Consider the following 22116-nt stretch of genomic DNA (forward strand, 5'->3'; position numbering starts at 1 on the left):
GGTGGGATTACCCAAAGACCTACCTGCCTTGGCGGATTGCAAGATAGCGAATCCTTTCTGACCTGTCGACCGACCGAAGCGAAACGTCGATTAGTGAGCTTCGTCGCTAGCAAGCCTTCTCGACTGTAGCAATGTCCGCTTTGGGTCGACAGCAGCCTGTCGAGATAGTCGGTGACTTTTCTAGCTCGGCAAGCTGCTAAGCTGACTCAAACGGCCGAGTTAGGTCGAAAGCAGTCCTGTATGGTGCGCTAAGGACCGAGACGACGCTGTTTCACTACGGCCAGGCCTGAACCGTCTTCGCATGGCGCGCGGCGCAGCCAGCATATTGGTGAAGCAGATCGATAGCCCAAGCCTGCCAAGCGTCGAAGCTGTCAGCTGCCGGCGCTTGCTCACGGCACGCAGTGGTGCCGGCGTGGCGGCAATTGATGGCCTGTTGACGGCGTCGGTGCTGCCCCGGCATAGTTTCCGTTTCGCATAGACCAGAGGCGCTAACTCTGTGATACTTGCCGCATGGATCAACGAACTGATCGTCTCATGGCCGTGCAGGTTAATCTGGCCGGTAGCATCGCCGCTGCGTTCGGCATGGCGGGTGGCGTGGTTTCGCTGCACGACTTCGGCCATGACTGGTTCGGCGGCGCATCTGACTAGGGACTTTGGACCAAAATATAATTCAAGGCAACCATGAAGAAGCTGACGTTCGGGCACGTTCTCCTTGGCTCCATGTGCCTCCTTTTGTCGTCCAATGTTGGTTCCGCGCAATTGAGTTCGCCGATGCCATTAGACAGAATTGGCCTAGCAGCGCCGCAACACTCCGATGGAATAGAAGCAGTGCGACATGCAGAGAAGCTCAGGGAATATGCGATGGCCCGGGGTGACGTTGAACTATTGAAAACCTTGTTCTCTGAATATTATTATCACGTCGAAAGCAATGGCCGGGTCCGATCGAAAACTCAACTCATGTTGTCAATGGAGCGAGGTGAGTTCAAATTCTTCAGCTACAAAGTCGACGAGCTGGAAGTCAAGCTTAGCGGTCTTGCTGCGGTAACAACCGGGCGCTTTACCGTCGTACGCGATGACGGGCCTAAGCAGAGACGCTACTCTGGCAGGTTCATACGCCTTTGGGAGAGTGATGGAAACCGATGGCGCAACACCATGCACCAGGCGACTGAAATAAAACCGATAGCGGTCAACACGACCGGGGTAGTGTCGACTCAATAAATTCATATGGCAAGTCTTTGAACTGCAATCGCAGGTGCCTGAGTGGTATCAGGGGAGTCCGCTTGGGGCCGACTGCTCGCCTGCAATGAACGGCCGAGATCGGCCATAAATGGACGTTGAGCCAGGTGGCCCAGTGCGCTTGTCAGAGCGTCACAGCGATTCAAAGCTGCGAGGCAGTTCCAGAGATTTACGTCGTATGAATCGCTCGAACTCTGCTATAACCTGCTCAACAGAGGGGGCAGAATCGGCATTGTCGCCATGCATTCTCGAAGTCGTGCTTAACCAATCTTGGTACGAGGACAGGGTAGCAAACTGGTGAACATGAGCTAGCAGATCTTGCCCGGAAATGCTCCCTCTTATATAACCACAAAGCATGGAGACATCGCCATCATCAATCGCGATTCCTTCAGAACTCAACACATCAAGCATCTTCGCTGCTCGCTGACCACACATGGTTCGAAACATTAATGCTCCTCAGGCAGGTCATGCGGCACATAGAAATACGACGCCAGATAGTGATTATTTGTGAGATTTTACAGTTCATCATAGATCTGGCAGAGAACAAGAACAAGGGACTAAAGTACTTGATGGAAACATCAACTTTTCACATCAAAAGCGTCGGCATTGGCACGGGACTGATCAAAGCGTGTGAATCCGAAATTTTTTTTAAGTCTCACTCCGTCGACTGGCTGGAGACAGCACAGTCAAGTCGGGCCGCAAAGTTGTATCGCCATCTTGGCTGGATGAACGAGACTGAGATTGGCGAGGGGGACATGAGGATGGAGAAACATCGGGAGTGACCGCTTTGGGTCGGTCGATGCTAGTGGTGACGATTCGTGAATTCCATCCCGGCAACCTGCTCAGCTGAAGCGACCGGCCGAATTCGGCCAAAAGCGGACGGTGACAAGAACTCCTCTGCGCCCGCAAGCTGCGTGCAACTATGCGCTTTGGTCAAGAATCTAACCGATAGGGTCTGATGCTCGAGCAGATATGAACGGGAAGTTGAGCGTACAGGTGACACGGCTCTCGAACGCACTCGAACAACAGAAATCTATCCTAGTCGCTTGATGAGATCAGGCAAGCGATATGGTTTTGCGATGACCTCAAAGTCGGTCAACGCCTCACCAAATTTTTCACGAAGAGATCCGCTCATGTAACCCGACGCGAGGACTACCTTCAGGTGCGGCATCAGTTCTTTCGCCGCAGTCGCGAGGGCCACACCATCCATGCCTGGCATGACTACATCGCTGAACAAGACCTTGATGTCCTGATTTTGCTTGAGCAAATTCAATGCCTCAGTCCCGGAATTTGCAGCGAGGGGGTCATAGCCGAGATTGGAGAAGAGGGTCACCGCCATATCCAGGACATCTGGCTGGTCATCTGCGACAAGTACCTTTTCCATTGGCTGCGCGTCCGGATGTGCGGTCACATCCGCAGTTGTTTGCGCCGCAAAGTACATTGAGATCCTCGTTCCTTCGCCGACCTCAGACTGGATATCGAGAAAGCCACCGGTCTGTTGCATGAGTCCATACACCTGGCTCAGTCCTAGTCCGGTACCTTTGCCGACAGGTTTGGTGGTGAAGAAGGGTTCCATCGCTCGCGCCTGTACCTCTGGAGACATGCCGCAACCATCGTCGGCAACAGTCACGACAACGTACTCTCCTGGCGGAATATCCTTAAGCCCAGCCTCGCTAATGACTACTCCTTGGGTCTCGAGCGTAATGAGCCCATGTTCGCCAAGCGCGTCACGCGCGTTAATCACCAGGTTCAATAGAGCAGATTCAAACTGAGAGATGTCGGTCAGCACTCTTCCGACAGGGGCCTTCTTGATCCTGAATTTTGCTGTGCTCGGAATTGCACGGCGCAGCACAGCTTCAAAAGTACCGATTACGCGATTGACGTCGTGACTCTGGACCTCGAGCGGCTGCTGGCGGGCAAAGGCAAGCAACTGGCTCGTTAGGGACGAGCCTCGCTGCGCCGCACGATCCATACTGTCGATGATCTTTCGCTGCTGCGTAGGATTGGGCGTCGTCCTCAGCAGGTCGATGCCGTTAATGATGACGCTTAAAAGGTTGTTGAAGTCGTGGGCGATACCACCAGTGAGTTTGCCTATCGCCTCAAGCTTTTGGGCCTGGTGGAGAGCCTCGCGGGTTCGGTCCAGAGCGAGCGAGGCCTCGCGCCGCTCGGTCACATCGCGTGTGATCTTGGCAAAACCAATCAGCGTGCCACCCGAATTAAATACTGGATCGATCACGACATGGGCCCAGAAGCTTGTGCCATCGCCTCGTATACGCCAACCTTCCCGCTCAAATCTCCCTTCGTCGCGTGCAATGCGAAGCGCTTGCTCCGGCAAGCCGCTGAGACGCTCTTCTTCAGTGTAGAAGCGAGAGAAATGACTACCAACTACATCTTCCAGAGACAAACGTTTGATGCGCTTAGCGCCTTCGTTCCAGTTTGTGATGAGGCCGGCTGGAGAAAGCATGTAAATTGCGTAATCGGTGACGCTCTGGACAAGCAGACGGAACTGCTCTTCGCTGGCGTGCAGCTCTTCTCGTATACGATATTGCTCACTCACGTCCCTCGTGATTTTTGTAAACCCAAGCAGCTCGCCTTCAGTACCAAATATCGGGTCGAGCACAATGTTGGCACGAAACAATGTTCCGTCCTTGCGTACTCGCCAGCCCTCATCTTCGAATCTGCCGGTAGTTAGCGCGGTGTGCAGGGCCCGCTGGGGTGCCCCGGCAACCTGGTCTTCTGAAGTGTAAAAGCGCGAAAAATGTTGACCGATAATCTCGTCAGCAGAATAGCCCTTGAATCGTTCGGCACCTGCATTCCAACTGGCCACTACGCCTTCAGGTGTGAGCATGTAGATGGCGTAGTCCGTCACCTGGGTGACGAACAATCCAAGGCGGTCGGTTTCAAAGTTTTCGTGATTCATTGGCTACCCTAATAGATGCGCTAGTGTAACCCCGTTTGCATACTTAGCAGGTTCAATTGCGGGTCGGTTCGGGCTGAGGTTCTCTATCTCATTGCAGGCAGTTAGAAGGTCGGCTTTGGGTCGATAGCGGATGTACACAGCCACGGTCCGGGCACTAACACGGTATCTGTATTTGTAGACCGACTGATGCCATAGACCAAGCGCTTCCTCCCGAAGACCTGTGGTCGCTTATATCAGCTCATCTTCCGGCCCATCGACGATCGCTGGAAGGTGGACGCCCACGTATCGATGATCGCGCGGCTCTGGCCGCGCTAACTCGGCTGCGGCTGCGGCTGCGGCAGTGGCATGACATGCTGGCGTCACCTTCACGAATGATGTTGGCCGGCGTATGGCAGTGCATTCACGATGCGGTTCTGCGACGGCTCAGAGAGGACGACTACATCATGTGGGATCGAGCTTGAGTTGATGCTGTAAGCGTACCGGCACCTGCTGGACGCGAGCATACCGGCCGAAACCCGATCGCGGCAAACTCGGCTGCAAACACCATTTGCTGGTAGATGAACGCAGGCTTCAACTAGCAGCCCTGATTTTGGGCTTTTTTACTTCTTGGGCAGGCCGCGGATTGCACGATCCTGCGGTGCGCCAGTATCCCGCTACATCGGTGGAGTTCGCTCATCAATTGAGGAGCGGACATGAAGTTCGACAAACCGGCAAGGATCAATCCGATCGACCGCCTGAAGGTAGTCGGCAAACCAACGCAGCGCATCGATGGCGCGCTCAAGGTCAGCGGCGCGGCGCCGTTTGCATACGAGCATCAGCAGACACCGGGCGCGGTCTACGGTTATATCGTCGGCGCCGGCATTGCCAAGGGCCGGATCGTCTCGATCGACCTGGAGCGGGCGCGTGCCGCGCCCGGCGTGCTCGGCATCGTGACGGCAGCCAATGCCGGCCAGCTCGGCAAGGGAGAGTTTTCCGTCGCGCGCGCGCTGGCCGGCCCGCAGGTCGAGCATTACCACCAGGCGGTGGCGATCGTGGTCGCCGAGACCTTCGAACAGGCGCGCGCGGCGGCGGGGCTGGTGGCGGTGCGCTACGAGAGCACGAAGGGCAGCTTCGACCTGGCTGCCGAGCGTGCGCGCGGTGCTGCCAAGCGACCGGCCAAGCCGAATCCAGACCTGGCGACAAGCATCGGCGACTTCGACACCGCCTTTGCCGCGGCGGAGGTAGCGCTGGACGCGACCTACACCACGCCCGACCAATCGCACGCGATGATCGAGCCGCATGCAACCATCGCAGCCTGGCAGGGCGACCGGCTGACGCTGTGGACCGCGATCCAGCTGGTGGCCTGGGGCGTGCGCGATATGGCCATGACGCTCGGAGTACCGAAGGAAAATGTGCGGATCGTGGCGCCGCACATCGGCGGCGGCTTCGGCGGCAAGGGCGGGATCATGAGCGATGCGGTGCTGGCCGCGCTGGCGGCGAAGCAGGTCGGGCGCCCGGTCAAGGTGGCGCTGCAGCGTTCGCTCATTGCCAACAACACGACGCACCGCGCCGCCACCATTCAGCGGATCCGCATCGGCGCCGGCCGGGACGGCCGGATGACGGCGATCGCCCATGACAGCTGGTCGGGCAACCTGGGCGACAAGCCCGAGGGCGCCACCGCGCCGACGCGGCTGCTGTATTGCGCCGCCCACCGCATGACAAAGCTTAGCGTGGCCCACCTGGACCTGCCCGAAGCCCACGATATGCGCGCGCCGGGCGAGGCGCCGGGCATGATGGCGCTGGAGATTGCGATGGACGAGATGGCCGAAAAGCTCGGCCTCGATCCGGTCGAATTCCGTATCCTGAACGATACCCAGGTCGATCCGGAGTCGCCCGACGTGCCGTTCTCGATACGCCGCCTGACCGAGTGCCTGCGCCTCGGGGCCGAGCGCTTCGGCTGGAGCGCGCGCAGCCCGACACCTGGCGCGCGCCGCGACGGCCGCTGGCTGGTCGGCATCGGCATGGCGGCGGGCATCCGCGGCGCGCCGGTGGTCAAGTCGGCGGCGCGCGTGCGGCTCGAGCGCAGCGGCGCCGTCACTGTCGAGACCGACATGACCGATATCGGCACCGGCAGCTACACCATCCTGGCCCAGACCGCGGCCGAAATGCTGGGTGTCGACCTGGACCAGGTGACGGTGCGCCTGGGCGACTCGGACTTCCCGGACGCCGCGGGATCGGCCGGCCAGTGGGGCGCGGCATCGTCGACCGCCGGCGTGTATGCGGCCTGCGTCAAGCTACGCGAAAAGATTGCGCAGCAACTCGGCTTGAACGGAACCAATGCCGAATTCACGGGCGGGCGGGTGCGTGCGGACGGTGCCAGCCGGCTGCTGCGCGACGCCGTCGCCAAGGGGCCGCTGAGCGGCGAGGATACGATGGAGTACGGCGACCTGGACCAGCGCTATGCCCAGCAAACCTTCGCCGCCCACTATGTCGAGGTCGGTGTGGACGCCGTGACCGGCGAGATCTGCGTGCGCCGCATGCTGGCCGTGTGCGCGGCCGGGCGCATCATCAATCCGCTGGCCGCGCGCAGCCAGATCATCGGCGGCATGACGATGGGGGCGGGCGCCGCGCTGATGGAGCATCTCGTGGTGGACAAACGCGCCGGCTTCTTCGTCAACCATGACCTGGCCGGCTACGAAGTGCCGGTGCATGCCGACATCCCGCACCAGGACGTGATCTTCCTCGATGAAGTCGATCCGACGGCCGGGCCGCTGAAAGCCAAGGGCGTTGGCGAACTCGGCATCTGCGGCGTGCCGGCCGCGATTGCGAATGCGGTCTACAACGCGACCGGGATCCGGGTGCGGGACTATCCGGTCACGCTCGACAAACTGCTGGATCGCCTGCCCGGCGTCGAGGCCTGAGCAGGGATATTTCCGCGTCGTTCGCCACCTGGCAAGACATATTGACCTGCGCACGATACTGTTGTGCTGGTGATAATAATGTTGTTCTTGTTATAATTAGTCAAGGGTGCACGCTCCATTAATGGCGTGGCAGGATGCGCGATGGTCGGGCCGCCACGCGTAACAGTTCACGCCCATGTCAACCGTACGCAAGCGTGAACGTTGAGAGCTTGCCATGCACGCCAACGTCCCACGCGATCACCGCACCGAACCACTATCGTCAGCATTCCCGAGGGTGGCCGCATGACGCGCACCCGCTACGGCCTGCGCTCGCCCGACAGCCCCGACGGCCGCAGCGGCGCCAGCCTGCTGATCGAGCGCATGTATTCCTGGCGCGGCTACCAGGGGGCAGGGCTCGAGGCCGACGACCCGCACCGCATCACCCTGACCGCGTCCGACCGGGGCGAGGTGGTGGGCACCCTGACCATCGGGATCGATGCCGGCCGCGGGCTGATGGCGGACCATATGTACAAGGAAGAACTGGATGCCTTCCGGCGCGAGGGCGGGCGCCTGGCCGAGGTCACCAAGCTGGCCTTCGACCATTCGGTCCAGTCCAAGCATGCACTGGCCAGCGTGTTTCACCTGGCCTTCATCTACGCCCGCGAGATGCACGGCTGCACCGACGCCGTCATCGAAGTCAATCCGCGCCATCGCCGCTTCTACGAACGCATGCTCGGTTTTCGCCAGGTAGGGGAGCTGAAGGTGAATGCGCGGGTGAACGCGCCGTCCTTCCTGCTGCACGTCAGCCTGGCCTATGTGGCGCAACAGGTCGAGGCGGTGGGCGGCGCGTTCAAGCGCGGCATCGACACCGGCGAACGTTCGTTCTATCCCTATTTCTTCTCGCCGGAAGAGGAGCGCGGTATTGCGGCCCGGCTGCTGCGCACCGAGGCCGTGGACGCCGATCGCTGAGCCAGGCTGTGGCAAGCGAGGACTAGGGCCGATGATTGATCGGTCGCAAGCGATGGCCCGACGCGGCTGCGGAAATCATTGTGGGCGCGATGAAAAACGCCGGCATGTGCCGGCGTCAGGCGTTCCCGCGGACACGGAAACGAAGAGGAAACCGTCACAGGCCGCCGTAGGCGACATGCGCGGCCCTGCGTGATTAGAACGAGTGACGCAGGCCGACGGTGAACACCGATGGATCGGCGCCCAGCGCGGTGGCTGGCGGGGTCACGTTGTTCGACGAAGCGTTGATGCCGAAGGCGCCGCGGCCGTTGTTGCGCAGCTGGGCGTAGGTCGTGTAGATATTGGTGCGCTTGGACAGCGAGTAGGTGTACGACACCGACACGGTGTTGCCCTTGGCATCGGTGTTGTCCAGCTTCTGCTGCTGGAAGTTCAGGAAGAACTTGTTCGCGCCGACGGCATACGATGCGCCGATGTTGGCGTTGGTGTACTCAGGGTTGACAGCGTTGCCGGCGCCTTCCAGCTCGGCCTTCATCCAGTTACCCTTGATTTCGAACGCGCCGAAGTTGTAGCCGGCGCCGAAAGCCATTTCCTTGTCGTCGCCTTCGGTCAGGCGCTCGATGGTGTGGTAGCCGGCGCCCAGGTACAGGCCGCCGTTCTTGTATTCCAGCGATGCGCCCAGCAGGTCGCCCGACGGGTCGACGGTGGTTTCACCGGTCGAGTAGGCGGCGTTGACGACGAAGCCCGACAGCGAGTTCGATTTGTAGTTGACCGAGTTTGCCAGGCGGCGGGTCAGGCGGCTGGTGCCGAAGGCCGACAGGTTCGAACCGTACAGGCCCTGGCCGTTGATGTCGGTGGCGGCGGCGACAGCGGCGATCGGCGAGTATTCGCGGCCGACGGTCAGGGTGCCGAAGTTGCCTTGCAGGCCGACCACGGCGCGGCGGCCGAACGTCTGCGAGTCGGTGGCGCCGGTGTCGAGCGACACGCCGGCTTCGATGTTGAACAGGGCTTTCAGGCCATTGCCGAGATCTTCGGTACCGCGGAAGCCCAGGCGGCTGCTCGACTGGTTGCCCGAGCTGACGGTGGTACGACGGTCTTGGCCAGGCGCATCGGTGTCTTCCAGGGCGATGGCAGCGTCCATGACGCCGTAGATCTGGACGTTGGTCTGGGCTTGGGCGAACAGTGGCAGGGACGACAGCACAGCGGCAGCCAGGAACTTATACTTCATGAAGATCTCCAGTTTAGTTTCGACAAGATGTTGAGTTAGCAAGTCAACTCAGATCGACAGCGATCTTATCGAGCCAATATGTCGAGTTCATGACATCCTGACTATGTTGTTTTTACGCAATAGCCCGAACAATATTCTTTACTTTCGGCACCCAGAGAAAATTTTAGACGACGTGTCCGCTCAGCGGCAGCACGATGTCGATGCGGGTGCCGGGCGCTTCGTCGCCGGCGATGGTGATGTCGCCATGCATGGCCCAGACCCGTTCGCGCATGCCGACCAGGCCCAGCGACTGGGCCTTTTCCATGTCCTCGGCGCGAATGCCGCGGCCGTCGTCCTGGATTGTTACCAGCAGCTCGCCATTGGTCCGGTCGAGATTGAGCAGGACGTTCCGGGCCCCCGCATGGCGCGCGATGTTGGTCAGCGCCTCTTGCACGATGCGAAACACGGCCGTGCTGGCGGCGTCGTCCAGGCGCAGCTCGGCCTCGTCGGCCAACAGGGTGCAGGCGATGCCATGGCGCTCGACGAACTCGTCGCGCAAGCCCTGCAGCGCGAAGTACAGGCCGCCTTCGTCGAGGGCGCGCGGGCGCAGGTTGGTGGCGATGCGGCGCAGCGAAGTGATGGCGGTGAGCAGATTGGCTTCCATGCCGGCGATCAGGCGCACGCTGTCGTCCGGCAGTTGATCGACCCGGGTCAGCAGGGTCAGGTCCATGCGCAGCGAGGCCAGCAACTGGCCGAGGTCGTCGTGCAGCTCACGCGCGATGTGGGTGCGCTCTTCTTCGCGGATGCTCTGCAGCGCCGAGGACAGCTGGCGCAACTGGTCGTGCGAGCGCGCCAGTTTTTGCTGCACCAGGTGGCGCTCGGAGACGTCGCGCAGGATCACCGTAAAGACAGGGTGGCCCTCGTGTTCGACGCTGGAGATCGATCCTTCGATCGGAAACAGCTGGCCGCCGGCGCGGATGCCGGTGACGGCGTAGTCGGTCGCGCGCCGTCCCGCGCGGCCGCCGCCGGCCGGGAAATAGTCGAATGGGGTGCGCGCGTCTGGCGAGGGCGGCTGGATGAAACGCGACAGGCGGCTGCCCTGCATGGCGCTCACGCTCGAATTGAACATCTGGGCCGCGGCCGGGTTGGCCAGCAGGATGGTGGCGTCTTCGTCGACCGACAGGATGGCGTCGCTGGCGCTGTGGACGATGCGGCGGCTGTCGAAGCCGCGCCCGTTGCGCTGCGGGCCGCGAGCGCGGCGCAAGGCGGCGGCCATATTGCCAGCGCAATAGCCGCTCAGGAAGCCTGCCACCAGCACGGCCGGACCAGTGCGGCGACTGCGTGCCCTGCGCTGAGATCTCATGCGGGATCGTTAGAGAGAGGAAGGCCGCGGACGCGGACCTGGTCCTCTACATTACGCGCATGGACGAGTGCGGGCGTTGAGACGAGACAAGGCGCCGGCGCTCGGAAGCGCCGGCGCTGCCTTTACATCTGTTTGAACAGGTGCAGGAAGCTGCGGCTGACCTCGAGCTTTTCCGGGCGGCCCTTGACCAGCACGAGGTGACGGCCGCGGATGTCACGCGTCACGCCTTCGATCGCATTCACATTGACCAGGGTCGCGCGGTGGATCTGCCAGAACAGCGAGGGATCGAGCTCATCGGCGAGGTCGCGCACCGGCTTGCGGATCAGGGCTTCGAAGCCGGCCGTCTGCACGGCCGTGTATTTCTCATCCGAACGGAAGAACAGGATCTCCTCGACCGGGATCATGCGCAGGTCCTGGCCGATGCTGGCCTGGATCCATTGCAGGTGTTTCTGCTTCGGCGCGGCGATCTTCTCGGCCAGCTGGCTCAGCATGGCCGACACGCTGTCGTTGACGCTGCCGGCGACCTGCGGCTTGTCCAGGCGCTCCTTGAGGCGGTCGACCGTGATCTTCAGGCGGTCTGGCTCGGTCGGCTTGAGCACGTAGTCGATCGCACCGCGTTCGAAGGCTTCCACCGCGTACTGGTCATAGGCGGTGACGAACACGATCTGGCTGCCGTCGCCGATCTCGCGCGCCGCTTCCATGCCCGTCTTGCCCGGCATGCGGATATCGAGGAAGGTGAGGTCGGGATGCAGCTCGGCGACCAGCTGCACGGCTTCTTCGCCATTCTTCGCTTCGCCGACGATCTGCAGTTCGGGCCAGGCTTCCTGCAGGCGCATGCGCAGCTGGTCGCGCATCAGTCTTTCGTCATCGGCAATAATCGCGGTAGGCATGGTGAGTCTCTTCTCAGGTTTATTATGCAATGATTATTCAATGAAACCGGGCGTCAGGCAAGCCGGGCCGCCAGCTAACAGCCTCAGGCCTGTTTCGACAGCTGATAAGGCACTTCGATCGTCGCGATCACGCCGGTCGGGCTGTTGGCGCCGATGTGCAGGCGGGCGCTGTCGCCGTGCAGCAGCTTGAGGCGGTCGCGGATCGTCTGCAAGCCCAGGCCGGTGCCGTCGCTCGGCACCACGCCGAAGCCCACGCCGTCGTCGGTCACGGTCACGCGCAGCTTGCTGTCGGCCACCTCGGCCACGATCCTGAGGGTGCCACCTTCGGGCTTGCATTCCAGGCCGTGCTTGATCGCGTTCTCGACCATCGACTGCAGCATCATCGGCGGGAAGGCCGCGCTGCGCAGCCCGTCCGGGATCTGCAAATCCACCGTCAGGCGTTCTTCCATCCGCATCTTGAGCAGGGCGAGATAGGCGCTGACCATGTCCACCTCGCGCCCGAGACCGGTGAGCACGGCGTTGTCGCGCATCTGCGGCAGCACCGCCCGCAGGTACTGGATCAGGCTGCGCTGCATGGCCGAGGCGCGCGGCGGGTCGACCCGGATCAGGTGCTCGACCGAAGCGAGCGTGTTGAACAGGAAATGCGGTTCGACCTGGGCCTGCATCATCTGCATCTTGGTTTCCGACAGCTGGCGCTGCATGGCTTCGCGCTCGGCGGCGGCGTTGGCGACCTGGGCCTCGGCATCGGCGCGCTTCTTGCCGCCGACCAGGGCCTTGGTGCCGAACAGGGCGAGCAGGAGCAGCAGCACGAAGTTCATGAACCAGGTCGAGGCCTGCTTGTGGTAGCGCGACACCTTCTGCTCGGCGGCGTCCTCGACCGCCGCTTCGATCGCGTTCGACAGTTCTTCGCCGATCTGGGGCGGCAGCTCGATGTGGACCGAGTCGTCGCCCGGGTGGATATTGATGCCGCTGCCGCCGACGGCGGGCGGTTTCGGTGGCAGCGGCGGATGCGGCGCCTCAGGCGCATCCGGATCGGCTGGCGGAACCGGCTCGGCAGGTTCCGCCGGCTCGGCCGCGCCGCTGCGCGCACGGGTGCGTGGATTGAAGCGGATGCCGCTCTCGTCGATCAGGATGCTGGCATCGCTGCGCCGCCCGGCATCGCGCTCGGCGCGGGCGATCTCTTCCTGGGCCGGGCCGTTGAACAGTTCTTCTTGCAGGATGCCGGCGGCGGTCAGGGTCAGGCAGGCGAATAGCAGGAACTTCCACCACGATAGCTGGGTCACCCAGGTCGCGACTGCGTCGAAGGCCCGGTAGAGCCGGGACAGGATGCCGGTCAAATACTGTTGTGTCGAACTGCGTGCTTGCATGGTCGTCAATCTTGTGTGTCCGCCATCACCAAGGGGGAGTCGGCGATGGAGCGTTGGAATGATGCAACTTTAACGCGCCGGACGCGTCAGGACCAGCCCCCTGCGACAGCCTGCAGGATTCGGGGAATGGACGGTGCTCATGCGCTGGAAATGATCGAACTCAACAGCTACTAATTAGAAACATTGCAAGGTATGATGCTCTTCTCCGATGGCCGTGCCATGCCGGGACCAATCACAACCGATGACGAAAGGGTGTGCCGATGTCCGCTATTCCCCACAAATTCCGCCTCGTGACCCGTAGCGATTTCGACGGTCTCGTGTGCGCCGTGCTGCTCAGGCACCTCGAACTGATCGACGACATCCTGTTTGTCCATCCCAAGGACATGCAGGACGGCAAGATCGTGATCACCGCCCGCGACATCACGACCAATCTGCCTTATGTCGCCGGCGCCCACCTGGTGTTCGACCACCACCTGTCGGAAACCATCCGCAACACCGGTCGCCGCGAAAACCACATCATCCACCCCGAAGCGCCTTCTGCGGCGCGCGTGGTGTATGACCACTACGGCGGGGCGCGCACCTTCCCGGCCGCCTGGAACACCATGATGGCGGCGGTCGATAAGGGCGATTCGGCGCGTTTTACACGCGACGAGGTGCTCGACCCACAAGGCTGGGACCTGCTGAACTTCCTGATGGATGCGCGCACCGGCCTCGGACGCTTTCACGATTTCCGCATTTCCAACTACCAGCTCATGATGGACCTGATCGGCTACTCCGCCACCCTGGACATCGCGCACCTGATGGCGCTGCCGGACGTCGTCGAGCGCAGCACGCTGTACCGCGAGCACAGCGAGCGCTGCAAGGAACAGATCCGGCGCTGCTCCAGGGTCGAAGGCAACCTGGTGGTGCTCGACCTGCGGGACGAGCCCGTGATCTATGCCGGCAACCGCTTCATCATCTATGCCCTGTTCCCCGAGACGAATATCTCGATCCACGTGCTGTGGGGCGTGAAGCAGCAAAACACCGTGTTCGCCACCGGCAAGTCGATCCTCAACCGTAGCTCGAAGACGAATATCGGCGCGCTGATGCTGGAATACGGCGGGGGCGGGCACGAAAATGCCGGTACCTGCCAGGTGGACAACGAGCTGGCCGAGGACGTGCTTGGGGCGCTAATCAGGCGGATTACCAGCGAAGGGTAAAAGGAACTGGCAGCGAGCACGTCATTCCCGCCTTCGCGCACTGGTGTCCGGAATATTTATACGCAAAGTATGCATCGTCATCCCCGCGAAGGCGGGGATCCATGCTGAATCAAAGAATGTTCATGCTTTAGCGTAGTCTTGTCGCTTGTCGAAGGCGATTTTTGAGCCGCTGGTCGGTCGAACTTAGGTTCCCGCCTGCGCGGGAACGACGTGGTTTCTCCTATGAGGCGGCCTTTTTCAAGCGCCCGAAATTATTCCGGACACCAGTGCGCCTTCGCGGGAATGCGGCCTACGCAGTATGCTGCCGCTGCGCCAGCAAATGCTGCGCCGCGTCGGCCGACAGCGGTTCGGAGAACCATTGGCCCTGCATCTGGTCGCAGCCGTGGCTGCGCAGGAACTCCACCTGGGCCTCGGTCTCGACCGCTTCGCCGACCACCGTGATGTCGAGGTTGCGGCCGATGTCGATCAGGGCCTTGGCCAGCGAGCCGCCGCGGCCGTGGTCGGCGATATTGTGGACCGCCGCCTTCGACAGCTTGACCTGGCGCACCGACAGCTGCTGCAGGAAGTTCAGGTCGGAGATGCCGCGCCCGAACTGGTCGATCGACAGCATGGCGCCGACGTCGCGTAACTGGGCCGCCAGGTCGCGTCCCAGTCCTGGATTCCTGATCAGGTCGGCCTCTGGGATCTCGATCTCGATGGTGCCGGGCGGCAGGCCGTAGCGCGACATGCGTTCGGCGATGCCGGCGATGAAGGTGGGCCGGCTGTATTCGCGGTGCGAGACGTTGACCGCCACCGGCAGCGCCGTATAGCCGGCATGGCGCAGATCGCGCGCGAAGGCGCAGGCCTGGTCGAGCACCCGGTTGCCGATCTCGACGATCTGTCCACTTTCCTCGGCCTCGCCCAGGAAGGCCGCTGGCAGCATCACCCCGTTGACCGGGTGACGCCAGCGCAGCAGCGCCTCGAAGCCACGCACCTTGCCGCTGCGCGCGTCCATGCGCGGCTGGAACAGCAGGAACAGTTCGTCGCCGTCGAGCGCGCTCTTCATACTGCCGGCCAGGGTCGCGCGCGCCTCGCTGGCCAAACGCATCTCGCTGGAATAGAAATGCACGCCGCCGCCATTGTTCTTGGCCCGGTACATGGCCATGTCGGCCGCGCGCACCAGGTCGGGCGCGGTGCGGCCGTCGTGCGGGAAGGCCGCCACGCCCAGGCTGGCGCCGACCGGGATTTCGCTGCCGCCGAAGGCAACCGGCATGGTCAGCGCGCGGCGCACGCGTTCGACCATGCGCAGCGTGAAGCGCAGGCTGGGCTGGTCGACCAGCACCATCACGAACTCGTCGCCCGACATGCGCGCCACGGTGTCGCTGTCGCGCACGCTCGCCTGCAGGCGCCGCGCCACCACCTTCAGCACCGCATCGCCGGCGTCGTGGCCGAAGGTGTCGTTGATGGCCTTGAAGTTGTCGAGGTCGATCAGCACGGCCGCCACCAGCGTCTGGTGGCGCTGGGCCAGGTGCACCGCGTGGTCGAGCCGGTCCCACATCAGGGTGCGGTTGGCCAGGCCCGTCAGGCTGTCGTGGTTGACCTCGTGCTCGAGGCGGTCGGCGCGCTGCTTGCTGGCAGTGACGTCGACCAGGATGCCGACGAAGTGCGTCACCAGGCCATTGTCATCGTGCACCGGCGTGATGTGCAGGTCGTTCCAGAATACTTCGCCGTTCTTGCGCAGGTTGCGCATCACCACGTGCACCGAGCGCTGCGCGTGCAGCGCCTGGCGCATGCGGCTGCGCTCGTCCGTGTCCATCCCGGGCGCTGCCATGAAGCGCGAGTCGCGGCCGATGACCTCGTCGGCCCCGTAGCCGGTGATGCGTTCGAAGGCCGGGTTGACGTATTCGATCGGATGGTCGGCGCCGCCGTTATGGGCGATGATCACGCCGTTGCTGGCGGCGTTCAGGGCCCGCTTGTACAGGTTCAACTGGCGCTCGTGCGCGCGGCGCTTGGAGATGTCGATCCCCATGCCGAACAGGTACTGGCCGCCGGTGCAGTCGATGCGGGCGCCCCGCAGCAGGACAGGGGTCTCGCGGCCGCTGCGCGCGATGTAGTCGACTTCCATCTCGAGTTCGGTATTGTCCTCGAACATGCGATGGACCCTGTCGGCGAATTCGACCCGGTCGCGCGCGTCGAGCATCTCGAAAGCATTGGCTGACGCGAGTTCCTCGGGCATCATTTCACAAACGCGCTCGAGGTTATCGTTCCACATCAGGATGCGGCCCTCGGGGTTCAGGATGTAGAAGGTGCCGGGCAACAGGTCGACCACGTCCCTGAGCGCGGTGGCGCCGAGGCGTTCACTTTCGGACGGCGCGCCGGCGACCGGGATGACGGTGACGCTGTAGCCGCGCGCAGCGCCGCTCGCATCGAGTTGGGCGGCCAGCGCGACGATGGCCGTGCGTGGCGACGGGGCAGGAAAGTCGACCCGGGCCGTGCCATCCTCGCGCAGGACCGGCCATGGGGGTGAACCCAGCAACTGGGCGGCGTCCCGGCCGAGGGCGTCCGCGGCGGGTAGACCGAACAGTGTGGCGCATTGGGGATTCCAAGTAATGATCGTACCTGCCTCATCGGCCAGGAAGCTGGCCTGCTCGGAGGGGTCGAACGCTGACATGTCGGTCCGCCTTTCTTGCAACGCAGCGCGTGCCGCAGCAGCTCGCGCTTGCGTGAAGCCAGCTTACACCTGTTCCAAATTCGCTTGGCAAGCGTTATGTGACGTGCGCAACAGGTACGCCATCCAGACGCTGTGGATGCGTGTAGGCCACGTGGCGGCCTGCGCGCACGAAACCGGCCAGGGTCAGCCCGGCGCGGTCCGCCAGCCGAACCGCCATCGCTGTCGGGGCGGAGATGGCGGCCAGCAAGCCAATGCCGGCGCGCGCCGCCTTCTGCACCATCTCGAAGCTGGCGCGGCTGGTGACGAGCGCGAAGCCGTCTCCGGCGTCGATGCCGGCGCGCGCCAGCGCCCCGATCAGTTTATCCAGCGCGTTGTGGCGGCCGACGTCTTCGCGCACCAGCAGCAGGCGGCCGTCGCGGTCGGCCCAGCCGGCCGCATGCATGGCGCCGGTGGCCTGGTGCAGGCGCTGCTGGCCGGCCATGGCGGCCATGGCGCGCTGCAGCGCCTGCGGTGTGAATGGGCTGCCGGTCTCGTGAGCGCCGCCGTCGCGCGGGTCGTGCAGTTCGGTTTCGCGCCCGAACCAGGCCAGGCTGTCGATGCCGCACAGGCCGCAGCCGGTCTGGCCCAGTCGCGCGCGCCGCGTCGCCTTCAGGCGCGCCATGGCGCCGGGCGCGATGTCGATGGCGAGCGCGATGCCGTGCGGGCCGGCTTCGACCTCGACTTCGCGCACGTCTTGCGCCGCGCGCACGATGCGTTCGGACAGCGAGAAGCCGATGGCGAAGTCTTCCAGGTCTTGCGGAGACGCCAGCATCACGGCATGGCTGATGCCGTTATAGACCAGGGCCACCGGCACTTCCTCGGCCAGCAGCTCGCTGCCGTGGTCGATCGCGCCGTCGCGCCAGATCGCCGCCGGCACGCTGCTGGCGAGGGCGAACGCGGCATCGCCGGTCCCCGTAAAGGGTGCGCGTGCGTTCATGGCGCGGCCACGGCGGCGCTGCGTTCGAGCAGCACGTCGATCGACTTGGCCGCCGGCACCTTGCTTTCCTTGGCGTGGTGCCATAGCGGAATCAGGGGATTGCACTCCGGGTAGTAACCGGCGATGCAGCCTGGCGGCACGTCGTAGGGCACGATCTGCAGGCCATCGACGCGGCGCTCGACGCCGTCGTCGGCTTTGGTGCGCAGCGCCACCACGTCACCCTTGTCCAGGCCGTATCTCGCCATGTCGGCCTGGCCCATGAACAGCACCATGCGGCTGCCGTGCACGCCGCGGAAGCGGTCGTCATGACTATAGATCGTGGTGTTGAACTGGCCGTCGCTGCGGATCGTGAACAGGCGCAGCACCTCGGGGCCGCCGTCCATGTCCGGGTTGCCGGGCAGCTCGTCCGGCGCCGTGAATTCGGCCTTGCCGCTTTCGGTCTTCCAGATCCGTTCGGCGGCGCCGAGGGGCTTGCGAAAGCCGCCCGGCGTCCACATGCGTGCATTGAAGTCCTGGAAGATCTCGGGGAAGGTGACGCCCATGGCGTCGCGGATCGTGGCGTAGTCCGCCACCCAGGCATCCCAGTCGATGCGCGGGTTCGGATCGAGCGTGGCCTTGGCGATGCCGGCCACGATGGCGGGCTCGGACAGCAGGGTAGGGGCGGCCGGCTCGGCCATGCCGCGCGAACCGTGCATGCACGAGGTGCTGTCCTCGACCGTCACCGCCTGCTCTCCCGTGCGCTGGCGGTCGATCTCGATCCGTCCCAGGCAGGGCAGCAGGTAGGCGGCCTTGCCGTGGATGACATGATTGCGGTTGAGCTTGGTTGCGATCTGCACCGTCAGCGGCAGTTCGCGCCAGGCCGCTTCCATCAGGCGCGTCTCCGGCACCGCGCGCAAGAAATTGCCGCCCAGGCCAATGAAGGCTTGCAGCTCGTGCTTCAGGATCGCTTCGCAGGCATCGACCGTGGTCAATCCTTCGTCGCGCGGCGGCTCGAAGCCGTACTGTTCCTTGAGTTGATCGAGCGGGGCGAGTTCGGGCTTTTCGGTGATGCCGACCGTGCGCTGGCCCTGCACGTTCGAGTGCCCGCGCACCGGGCAGATGCCCGCCCCGGGCTTGCCGATATTACCGCGCAAGAGCAGCAGGTTGACCAGCATGGTCACGTTCTGCACGCCGTTGCGGTGCTGGGTCAGGCCCATGCCATAGACGCCCATCGCGGCGCCGGCCTTGCAATAGACTTCGGCCGCCTGTTCGAGCGCGGCGCGCGGCAAGCCCGATTCGCGCTCGATCGCCTCCCAGCCGCAGGCGCGCACGGCGCGCTCGAATTCCTCGAATCCGTGGGTGTGCTCCTGGACGAAGGCAACGTCGATCACGCGCTGTGCACCGCTGTCCCTGGCGACGTCGTCCAGCGCAAAGACCACCTTGCACATGCCCATGATGGCGGCCGTGTCGCCGCCCGGCCTGATCTGGTGGTACTGGGTGCTGATCACGGTCTCGTGCCCGGTCAGCATCTCGAGCGGCGATTGCGGATTGGTAAAGCTCACCAGCCCGCGCTCGCGCAGCGGATTGAAGGTGACGATCGGCACATCGCGCTCGCGCGCTTCCTGCAGCTGGTGCAGCATGCGCGGACTGTTCACGCCCACGTTCTGGCCGAAGAACAGGATGCAGTCGGTGTGCTTGAAGTCGTTCAGTCCCACGGTGCCGACGCCGACGCCAATGGTCTTTTGCAGGCCGACCGAAGTGCTTTCGTGGCACATATTCGAGCTGTCCGGCAGGTTGTTATTGCCGTACATGCGCGCCAGCAGCTGGTACATATATGAAGTCTCCAGCGAGGCGCGGCCGGAGGCATAGAACACCACCTGCTTGCGCTCGCAGGCGCGCAGCTGGGCGCCAATCTCGGCGAACGCCGCGTCCCAGTCGACCGGGCGGTACTTGTCGCTGGCGGCGTCGTAGCGCAGCGGCACCGTCAGGCGGCCATGGTCTTCCAGCGCGTGGTCGCTCCAGCCCTCCAGTTCGGTGAGCGTGTGGCGGTCGAAGAAGTCGGGGCCGATCGCTCGGCTTGTGGTTTCCCAGGCGGTGGCCTTGGCGCCGCTGGAACAGAACTCGAAAGGATGTGGGTCGGCCGGCTTGGCCCAGGCGCAGCTGACGCAGGCAAAGCCGTCGGTCTTGTTCTGCTTGAGCAGCAGGCGCGTGTCCTTGAGCACCACATGCTGGCCGCTCAGGGCTTTCTTGACGTCATCGACCGATCCCCAGCCGCCAGCGGGCATGGTGGCGGATTCGATACGGACGGGTTTTTCTTGCTGGCTCATCGGACTCTCCCTGCAGGTGGAGGGTCTACCGTAGCCGCCACCCCGACCGACCTCGGTGCGACCGCGCACATTGGCCGGGAATCATGAACAAATGGCGGGTCATTCGGAGGGCGACATGCTCGAATGGGACACTACCGGGAGTGGCATATTCATCAAATACCTATCGGTTCTATCAAGATAATTGATTTCATAAATGACATACTCATCTATAAGATAGCTATCTCGATTTGCAATTAAATAGGTTTTGACTATGAGTCTTGCTTTACCTTCTGCCGGGCGCCTCGCCTTATGCGCCCTGACCCTGTCTGCCGGCGCCATGGCGCTGGCCCAGGGCGCCTATGCCCAGACCCTTACCAAGGACAATGGCGCCCCGGTCGGCGACAACCAGAACAGCCAGACCGCCGGTCCCGGCGGCCCGACCTTGCTGCAGGACGTGCACCTGATCCAGAAGCTGCAGCGCTTCGACCGCGAGCGCATCCCGGAACGCGTGGTGCACGCGACCGGCACCGGCGCCCACGGCAGCTTCGTCGTCACCGATGACCTGTCGGACCTGACCCGCGCAAAGATGTTCAGGCGCGATACGGTGACCCCGGTGTTCGTGCGTTTCTCGACCGTGATCCCGAGCCGCTCGGGCGCGGAAACCACGCGCGACCCGCGCGGCTTCGCCACCAAGTTCTATACCCAGGAAGGCAACTGGGACCTGGTCGGCAACAACCTTCCGATCTTCTTCATCCGCGACGCGATCAAGTTCCCGGACATGATCCACGCGCTGAAGCCGGATCCGGTCACCAATGTGCAGGAGCCGGAGCGCGTGTTCGACTTCTTCTCGCACGTGCCGGAAGCGACCGCCATGCTGACTCGCGTCTATTCGAACTACGGCACGCCGGCCAACTACCGTCAGATGGATGGCAGCAGCGTGCATGCGCTCAAGCTGGTCAATGCTAAGGGTGAGTATGTGTACGCCAAGTTCGCCTGGAAATCACGCCAGGGCGAGCGCAACCTGCGTCCGCAAGAGATCCCGCTGATTCAGGGCAAGAGCACGGCCCACGCCACCGTCGACCTGTACGAGTCGATCAAGGCCGGCCAGTTTCCGCGCTGGGACCTGACGGTGCAGGTGCTCAAGCCGCAGGAGCTGGCCAAGTTCGACTTCGACCCGCTGGACGCGACCAAGATCTGGCCCGGCATCCCGGAGCGCAAGGTCGGCACCATGACCCTGGACCGCGTGCCGGACAACTTCTTCGAGGCGACCGAACAGGTCGCGATGGCGCCGGGCAACCTGGTGCCGGGCATCGAGGCGTCGGAAGACCGCATGCTGCAGGGCCGTCTGTTCTCGTACATCGACACCCAGCACCACCGCCTGGGCGCCAACTTCCAGTCGCTGCCGATCAACAAGCCGCTGGTGCCGGTGCGTAACCACCAGCAAGACGGTCAGGGCAATATCGATGGCCGCAAGGGCAGCGTGAACTACCAGCCGAGCCGCCTGGCGCCGCTGGTCGAAGATCCGAACGCCCGCTCGAGCAATCTGCCGCTGGCCGGTAGTACCCAGCAACAGCGCATCGCCAAGACGCTGAACTTCCGCCAGGCCGGCGAGTTCTACCGCTCGCTGAGTGCCCAGGAGCGTGACGATCTGATCGTCAACCTGTCGGGCGACCTGAAGCGGGTACAGAACGTGGACAGCCGCGACACCATGCTGTCGCATTTCTGGAAGGCCGATGCCGACTACGGCAAGCGCCTGGTGAAGGCGGTGGGTGGCGATGCGTCGAAGATCGCGGCGCTGGCTGCGGCGCTGAAGGAATAATCCCGCTGAAGGAGTGATCCGCTAGCAGGCGATGTCTCCCGCTAGCGTAAAAAAGTCGTCCCCGCGCAGGCGCACTGGTGTCCGGAATAATTTCGGGCGCTTGAAAAAGGCCGCCTCATAGGAGAAACCACGTCGTTCCCGCGCAGGCGGGAACCTAAGTTCGACCGACCAGCGGCTCAAAAATCGCCTTCGACAAGCGACAAGACTACGCTAAAGCATGAACATTCTTTGATTCAGCATGGATCCCCGCCTTCGCGGGGATGACGATGCATACTTTGCGTATAAATATTCCGGACACCAGTGCGCGCAGGCGGGGACCCAAGTTAATCAGCACAGCCACTTATACAAATTCAAGTGGTGAT

15 protein-coding genes are annotated in these 22116 nt (G+C 63.1%); 6 read left to right on the forward strand and 9 right to left on the reverse strand.

Annotated features, from left to right (window positions below):
- Positions 1-510: 510 nt before the first annotated feature.
- Positions 511-648 (forward strand): hypothetical protein, encoded by a 138-nt coding sequence (locus tag AC3A6F_RS04770; protein WP_487678823.1) that lies wholly within the window; start codon positions 511-513, stop codon positions 646-648.
- 33 nt (positions 649-681) lie between these two features.
- The gene (locus AC3A6F_RS04775; protein ID WP_487678824.1) at positions 682-1218 is read left to right on the forward strand and encodes a nuclear transport factor 2 family protein; all 537 of its coding nucleotides are present in this window, start codon (positions 682-684) and stop codon (positions 1216-1218) included.
- Between the two features lie 150 nt (positions 1219-1368).
- Here the strand turns inward: AC3A6F_RS04775 and AC3A6F_RS04780 are convergent, their stop codons facing one another.
- Positions 1369-1683, reverse strand: coding sequence for a hypothetical protein (locus AC3A6F_RS04780; protein ID WP_487678825.1), 315 nt, complete (start codon positions 1681-1683; stop codon positions 1369-1371).
- Between the two features lie 586 nt (positions 1684-2269).
- On the reverse strand, positions 2270-4156 hold the full coding sequence (locus tag AC3A6F_RS04785; RefSeq protein ID WP_487678826.1) for a hybrid sensor histidine kinase/response regulator: 1887 nt from the start codon (positions 4154-4156) through the stop codon (positions 2270-2272).
- A 692-nt stretch (positions 4157-4848) separates the two neighbouring features.
- Between AC3A6F_RS04785 and paoC the strand changes: the two genes are divergently transcribed.
- A complete protein-coding gene (gene paoC / locus AC3A6F_RS04790) occupies positions 4849-7056 on the forward strand; it encodes an aldehyde oxidoreductase molybdenum-binding subunit PaoC (protein ID WP_487678827.1) in 2208 nt (735 codons plus the stop codon).
- 282 nt (positions 7057-7338) lie between these two features.
- Entirely contained in the window at positions 7339-8004 is a 666-nt protein-coding gene (locus AC3A6F_RS04795) for a GNAT family N-acetyltransferase (RefSeq protein WP_487678828.1), read from the forward strand.
- 193 nt (positions 8005-8197) lie between these two features.
- Here AC3A6F_RS04795 and AC3A6F_RS04800 read toward each other — a convergent pair whose 3' ends face one another.
- The 4 genes from AC3A6F_RS04800 to AC3A6F_RS04815 all read right to left on the reverse strand — a co-directional run bounded on the left by AC3A6F_RS04800 (position 8198) and on the right by AC3A6F_RS04815 (position 12825).
- Positions 8198-9226, reverse strand: coding sequence for a porin (locus AC3A6F_RS04800; RefSeq protein ID WP_320474831.1), 1029 nt, complete (start codon positions 9224-9226; stop codon positions 8198-8200).
- Between the two features lie 163 nt (positions 9227-9389).
- The gene (locus tag AC3A6F_RS04805; protein ID WP_487678829.1) at positions 9390-10568 is read right to left on the reverse strand and encodes a PAS domain-containing sensor histidine kinase; all 1179 of its coding nucleotides are present in this window, start codon (positions 10566-10568) and stop codon (positions 9390-9392) included.
- A gap of 122 nt (positions 10569-10690) precedes the next feature.
- Entirely contained in the window at positions 10691-11458 is a 768-nt protein-coding gene (locus AC3A6F_RS04810) for a LytR/AlgR family response regulator transcription factor (protein ID WP_487678830.1), read from the reverse strand.
- A gap of 83 nt (positions 11459-11541) precedes the next feature.
- Positions 11542-12825 (reverse strand): sensor histidine kinase, encoded by a 1284-nt coding sequence (locus AC3A6F_RS04815; RefSeq protein WP_487678831.1) that lies wholly within the window; start codon positions 12823-12825, stop codon positions 11542-11544.
- 260 nt (positions 12826-13085) lie between these two features.
- Between AC3A6F_RS04815 and AC3A6F_RS04820 the strand changes: the two genes are divergently transcribed.
- Positions 13086-14024 (forward strand): DHH family phosphoesterase, encoded by a 939-nt coding sequence (locus AC3A6F_RS04820; RefSeq protein WP_487678832.1) that lies wholly within the window; start codon positions 13086-13088, stop codon positions 14022-14024.
- A 289-nt stretch (positions 14025-14313) separates the two neighbouring features.
- On the opposite strand, the gene AC3A6F_RS04825 is transcribed toward AC3A6F_RS04820, so the two are convergent.
- From AC3A6F_RS04825 to AC3A6F_RS04835, 3 genes are all read right to left on the reverse strand, one after another.
- Positions 14314-16674 carry a sensor domain-containing protein gene (locus AC3A6F_RS04825; protein ID WP_487678833.1) on the reverse strand — a complete coding sequence of 787 codons (2361 nt, stop codon included), beginning with the start codon at positions 16672-16674 and terminating at the stop codon, positions 14314-14316.
- A gap of 94 nt (positions 16675-16768) precedes the next feature.
- A complete protein-coding gene (gene fdhD / locus AC3A6F_RS04830) occupies positions 16769-17650 on the reverse strand; it encodes a formate dehydrogenase accessory sulfurtransferase FdhD (protein WP_487678834.1) in 882 nt (293 codons plus the stop codon).
- Positions 17647-19956: an FdhF/YdeP family oxidoreductase gene (locus AC3A6F_RS04835; RefSeq protein WP_487678835.1), complete on the reverse strand. Its 2310-nt coding sequence runs from the start codon at positions 19954-19956 to the stop codon at positions 17647-17649. Before AC3A6F_RS04835 ends, fdhD begins: the two co-directional genes overlap by 4 nt.
- A 250-nt stretch (positions 19957-20206) precedes the next feature.
- Here AC3A6F_RS04835 and AC3A6F_RS04840 point away from each other — a divergent pair, with 250 nt between their 5' ends.
- Entirely contained in the window at positions 20207-21754 is a 1548-nt protein-coding gene (locus AC3A6F_RS04840; protein WP_487678836.1) for a catalase, read from the forward strand.
- Positions 21755-22116: the final 362 nt, after the last annotated feature.

Source organism: Massilia sp. Soil_C_3 (assembly GCF_057657035.1).

What these genes read in the sequence shown, in the direction of transcription:
- AC3A6F_RS04810 (WP_487678830.1), bottom strand. Translation starts at nt 11,458, where the DNA reads ATGCCTACCGCGATTATTGCCGATGACGAAAGACTGATGCGCGACCAG.
- AC3A6F_RS04805 (WP_487678829.1), bottom strand. Translation starts at nt 10,568, where the DNA reads ATGAGATCTCAGCGCAGGGCACGCAGTCGCCGCACTGGTCCGGCCGTG.
- AC3A6F_RS04780 (WP_487678825.1), bottom strand. Translation starts at nt 1,683, where the DNA reads ATGTTTCGAACCATGTGTGGTCAGCGAGCAGCGAAGATGCTTGATGTG.
- fdhD (WP_487678834.1), bottom strand. Translation starts at nt 17,650, where the DNA reads ATGAACGCACGCGCACCCTTTACGGGGACCGGCGATGCCGCGTTCGCC.
- AC3A6F_RS04800 (WP_320474831.1), bottom strand. Translation starts at nt 9,226, where the DNA reads ATGAAGTATAAGTTCCTGGCTGCCGCTGTGCTGTCGTCCCTGCCACTG.
- AC3A6F_RS04825 (WP_487678833.1), bottom strand. Translation starts at nt 16,674, where the DNA reads ATGTCAGCGTTCGACCCCTCCGAGCAGGCCAGCTTCCTGGCCGATGAG.
- AC3A6F_RS04835 (WP_487678835.1), bottom strand. Translation starts at nt 19,956, where the DNA reads ATGAGCCAGCAAGAAAAACCCGTCCGTATCGAATCCGCCACCATGCCC.
- AC3A6F_RS04815 (WP_487678831.1), bottom strand. Translation starts at nt 12,825, where the DNA reads ATGCAAGCACGCAGTTCGACACAACAGTATTTGACCGGCATCCTGTCC.
- AC3A6F_RS04820 (WP_487678832.1), top strand. Translation starts at nt 13,086, where the DNA reads ATGTCCGCTATTCCCCACAAATTCCGCCTCGTGACCCGTAGCGATTTC.
- AC3A6F_RS04840 (WP_487678836.1), top strand. Translation starts at nt 20,207, where the DNA reads ATGAGTCTTGCTTTACCTTCTGCCGGGCGCCTCGCCTTATGCGCCCTG.
- AC3A6F_RS04775 (WP_487678824.1), top strand. Translation starts at nt 682, where the DNA reads ATGAAGAAGCTGACGTTCGGGCACGTTCTCCTTGGCTCCATGTGCCTC.
- AC3A6F_RS04795 (WP_487678828.1), top strand. Translation starts at nt 7,339, where the DNA reads ATGACGCGCACCCGCTACGGCCTGCGCTCGCCCGACAGCCCCGACGGC.
- paoC (WP_487678827.1), top strand. Translation starts at nt 4,849, where the DNA reads ATGAAGTTCGACAAACCGGCAAGGATCAATCCGATCGACCGCCTGAAG.
- AC3A6F_RS04785 (WP_487678826.1), bottom strand. Translation starts at nt 4,156, where the DNA reads ATGAATCACGAAAACTTTGAAACCGACCGCCTTGGATTGTTCGTCACC.
- AC3A6F_RS04770 (WP_487678823.1), top strand. Translation starts at nt 511, where the DNA reads ATGGATCAACGAACTGATCGTCTCATGGCCGTGCAGGTTAATCTGGCC.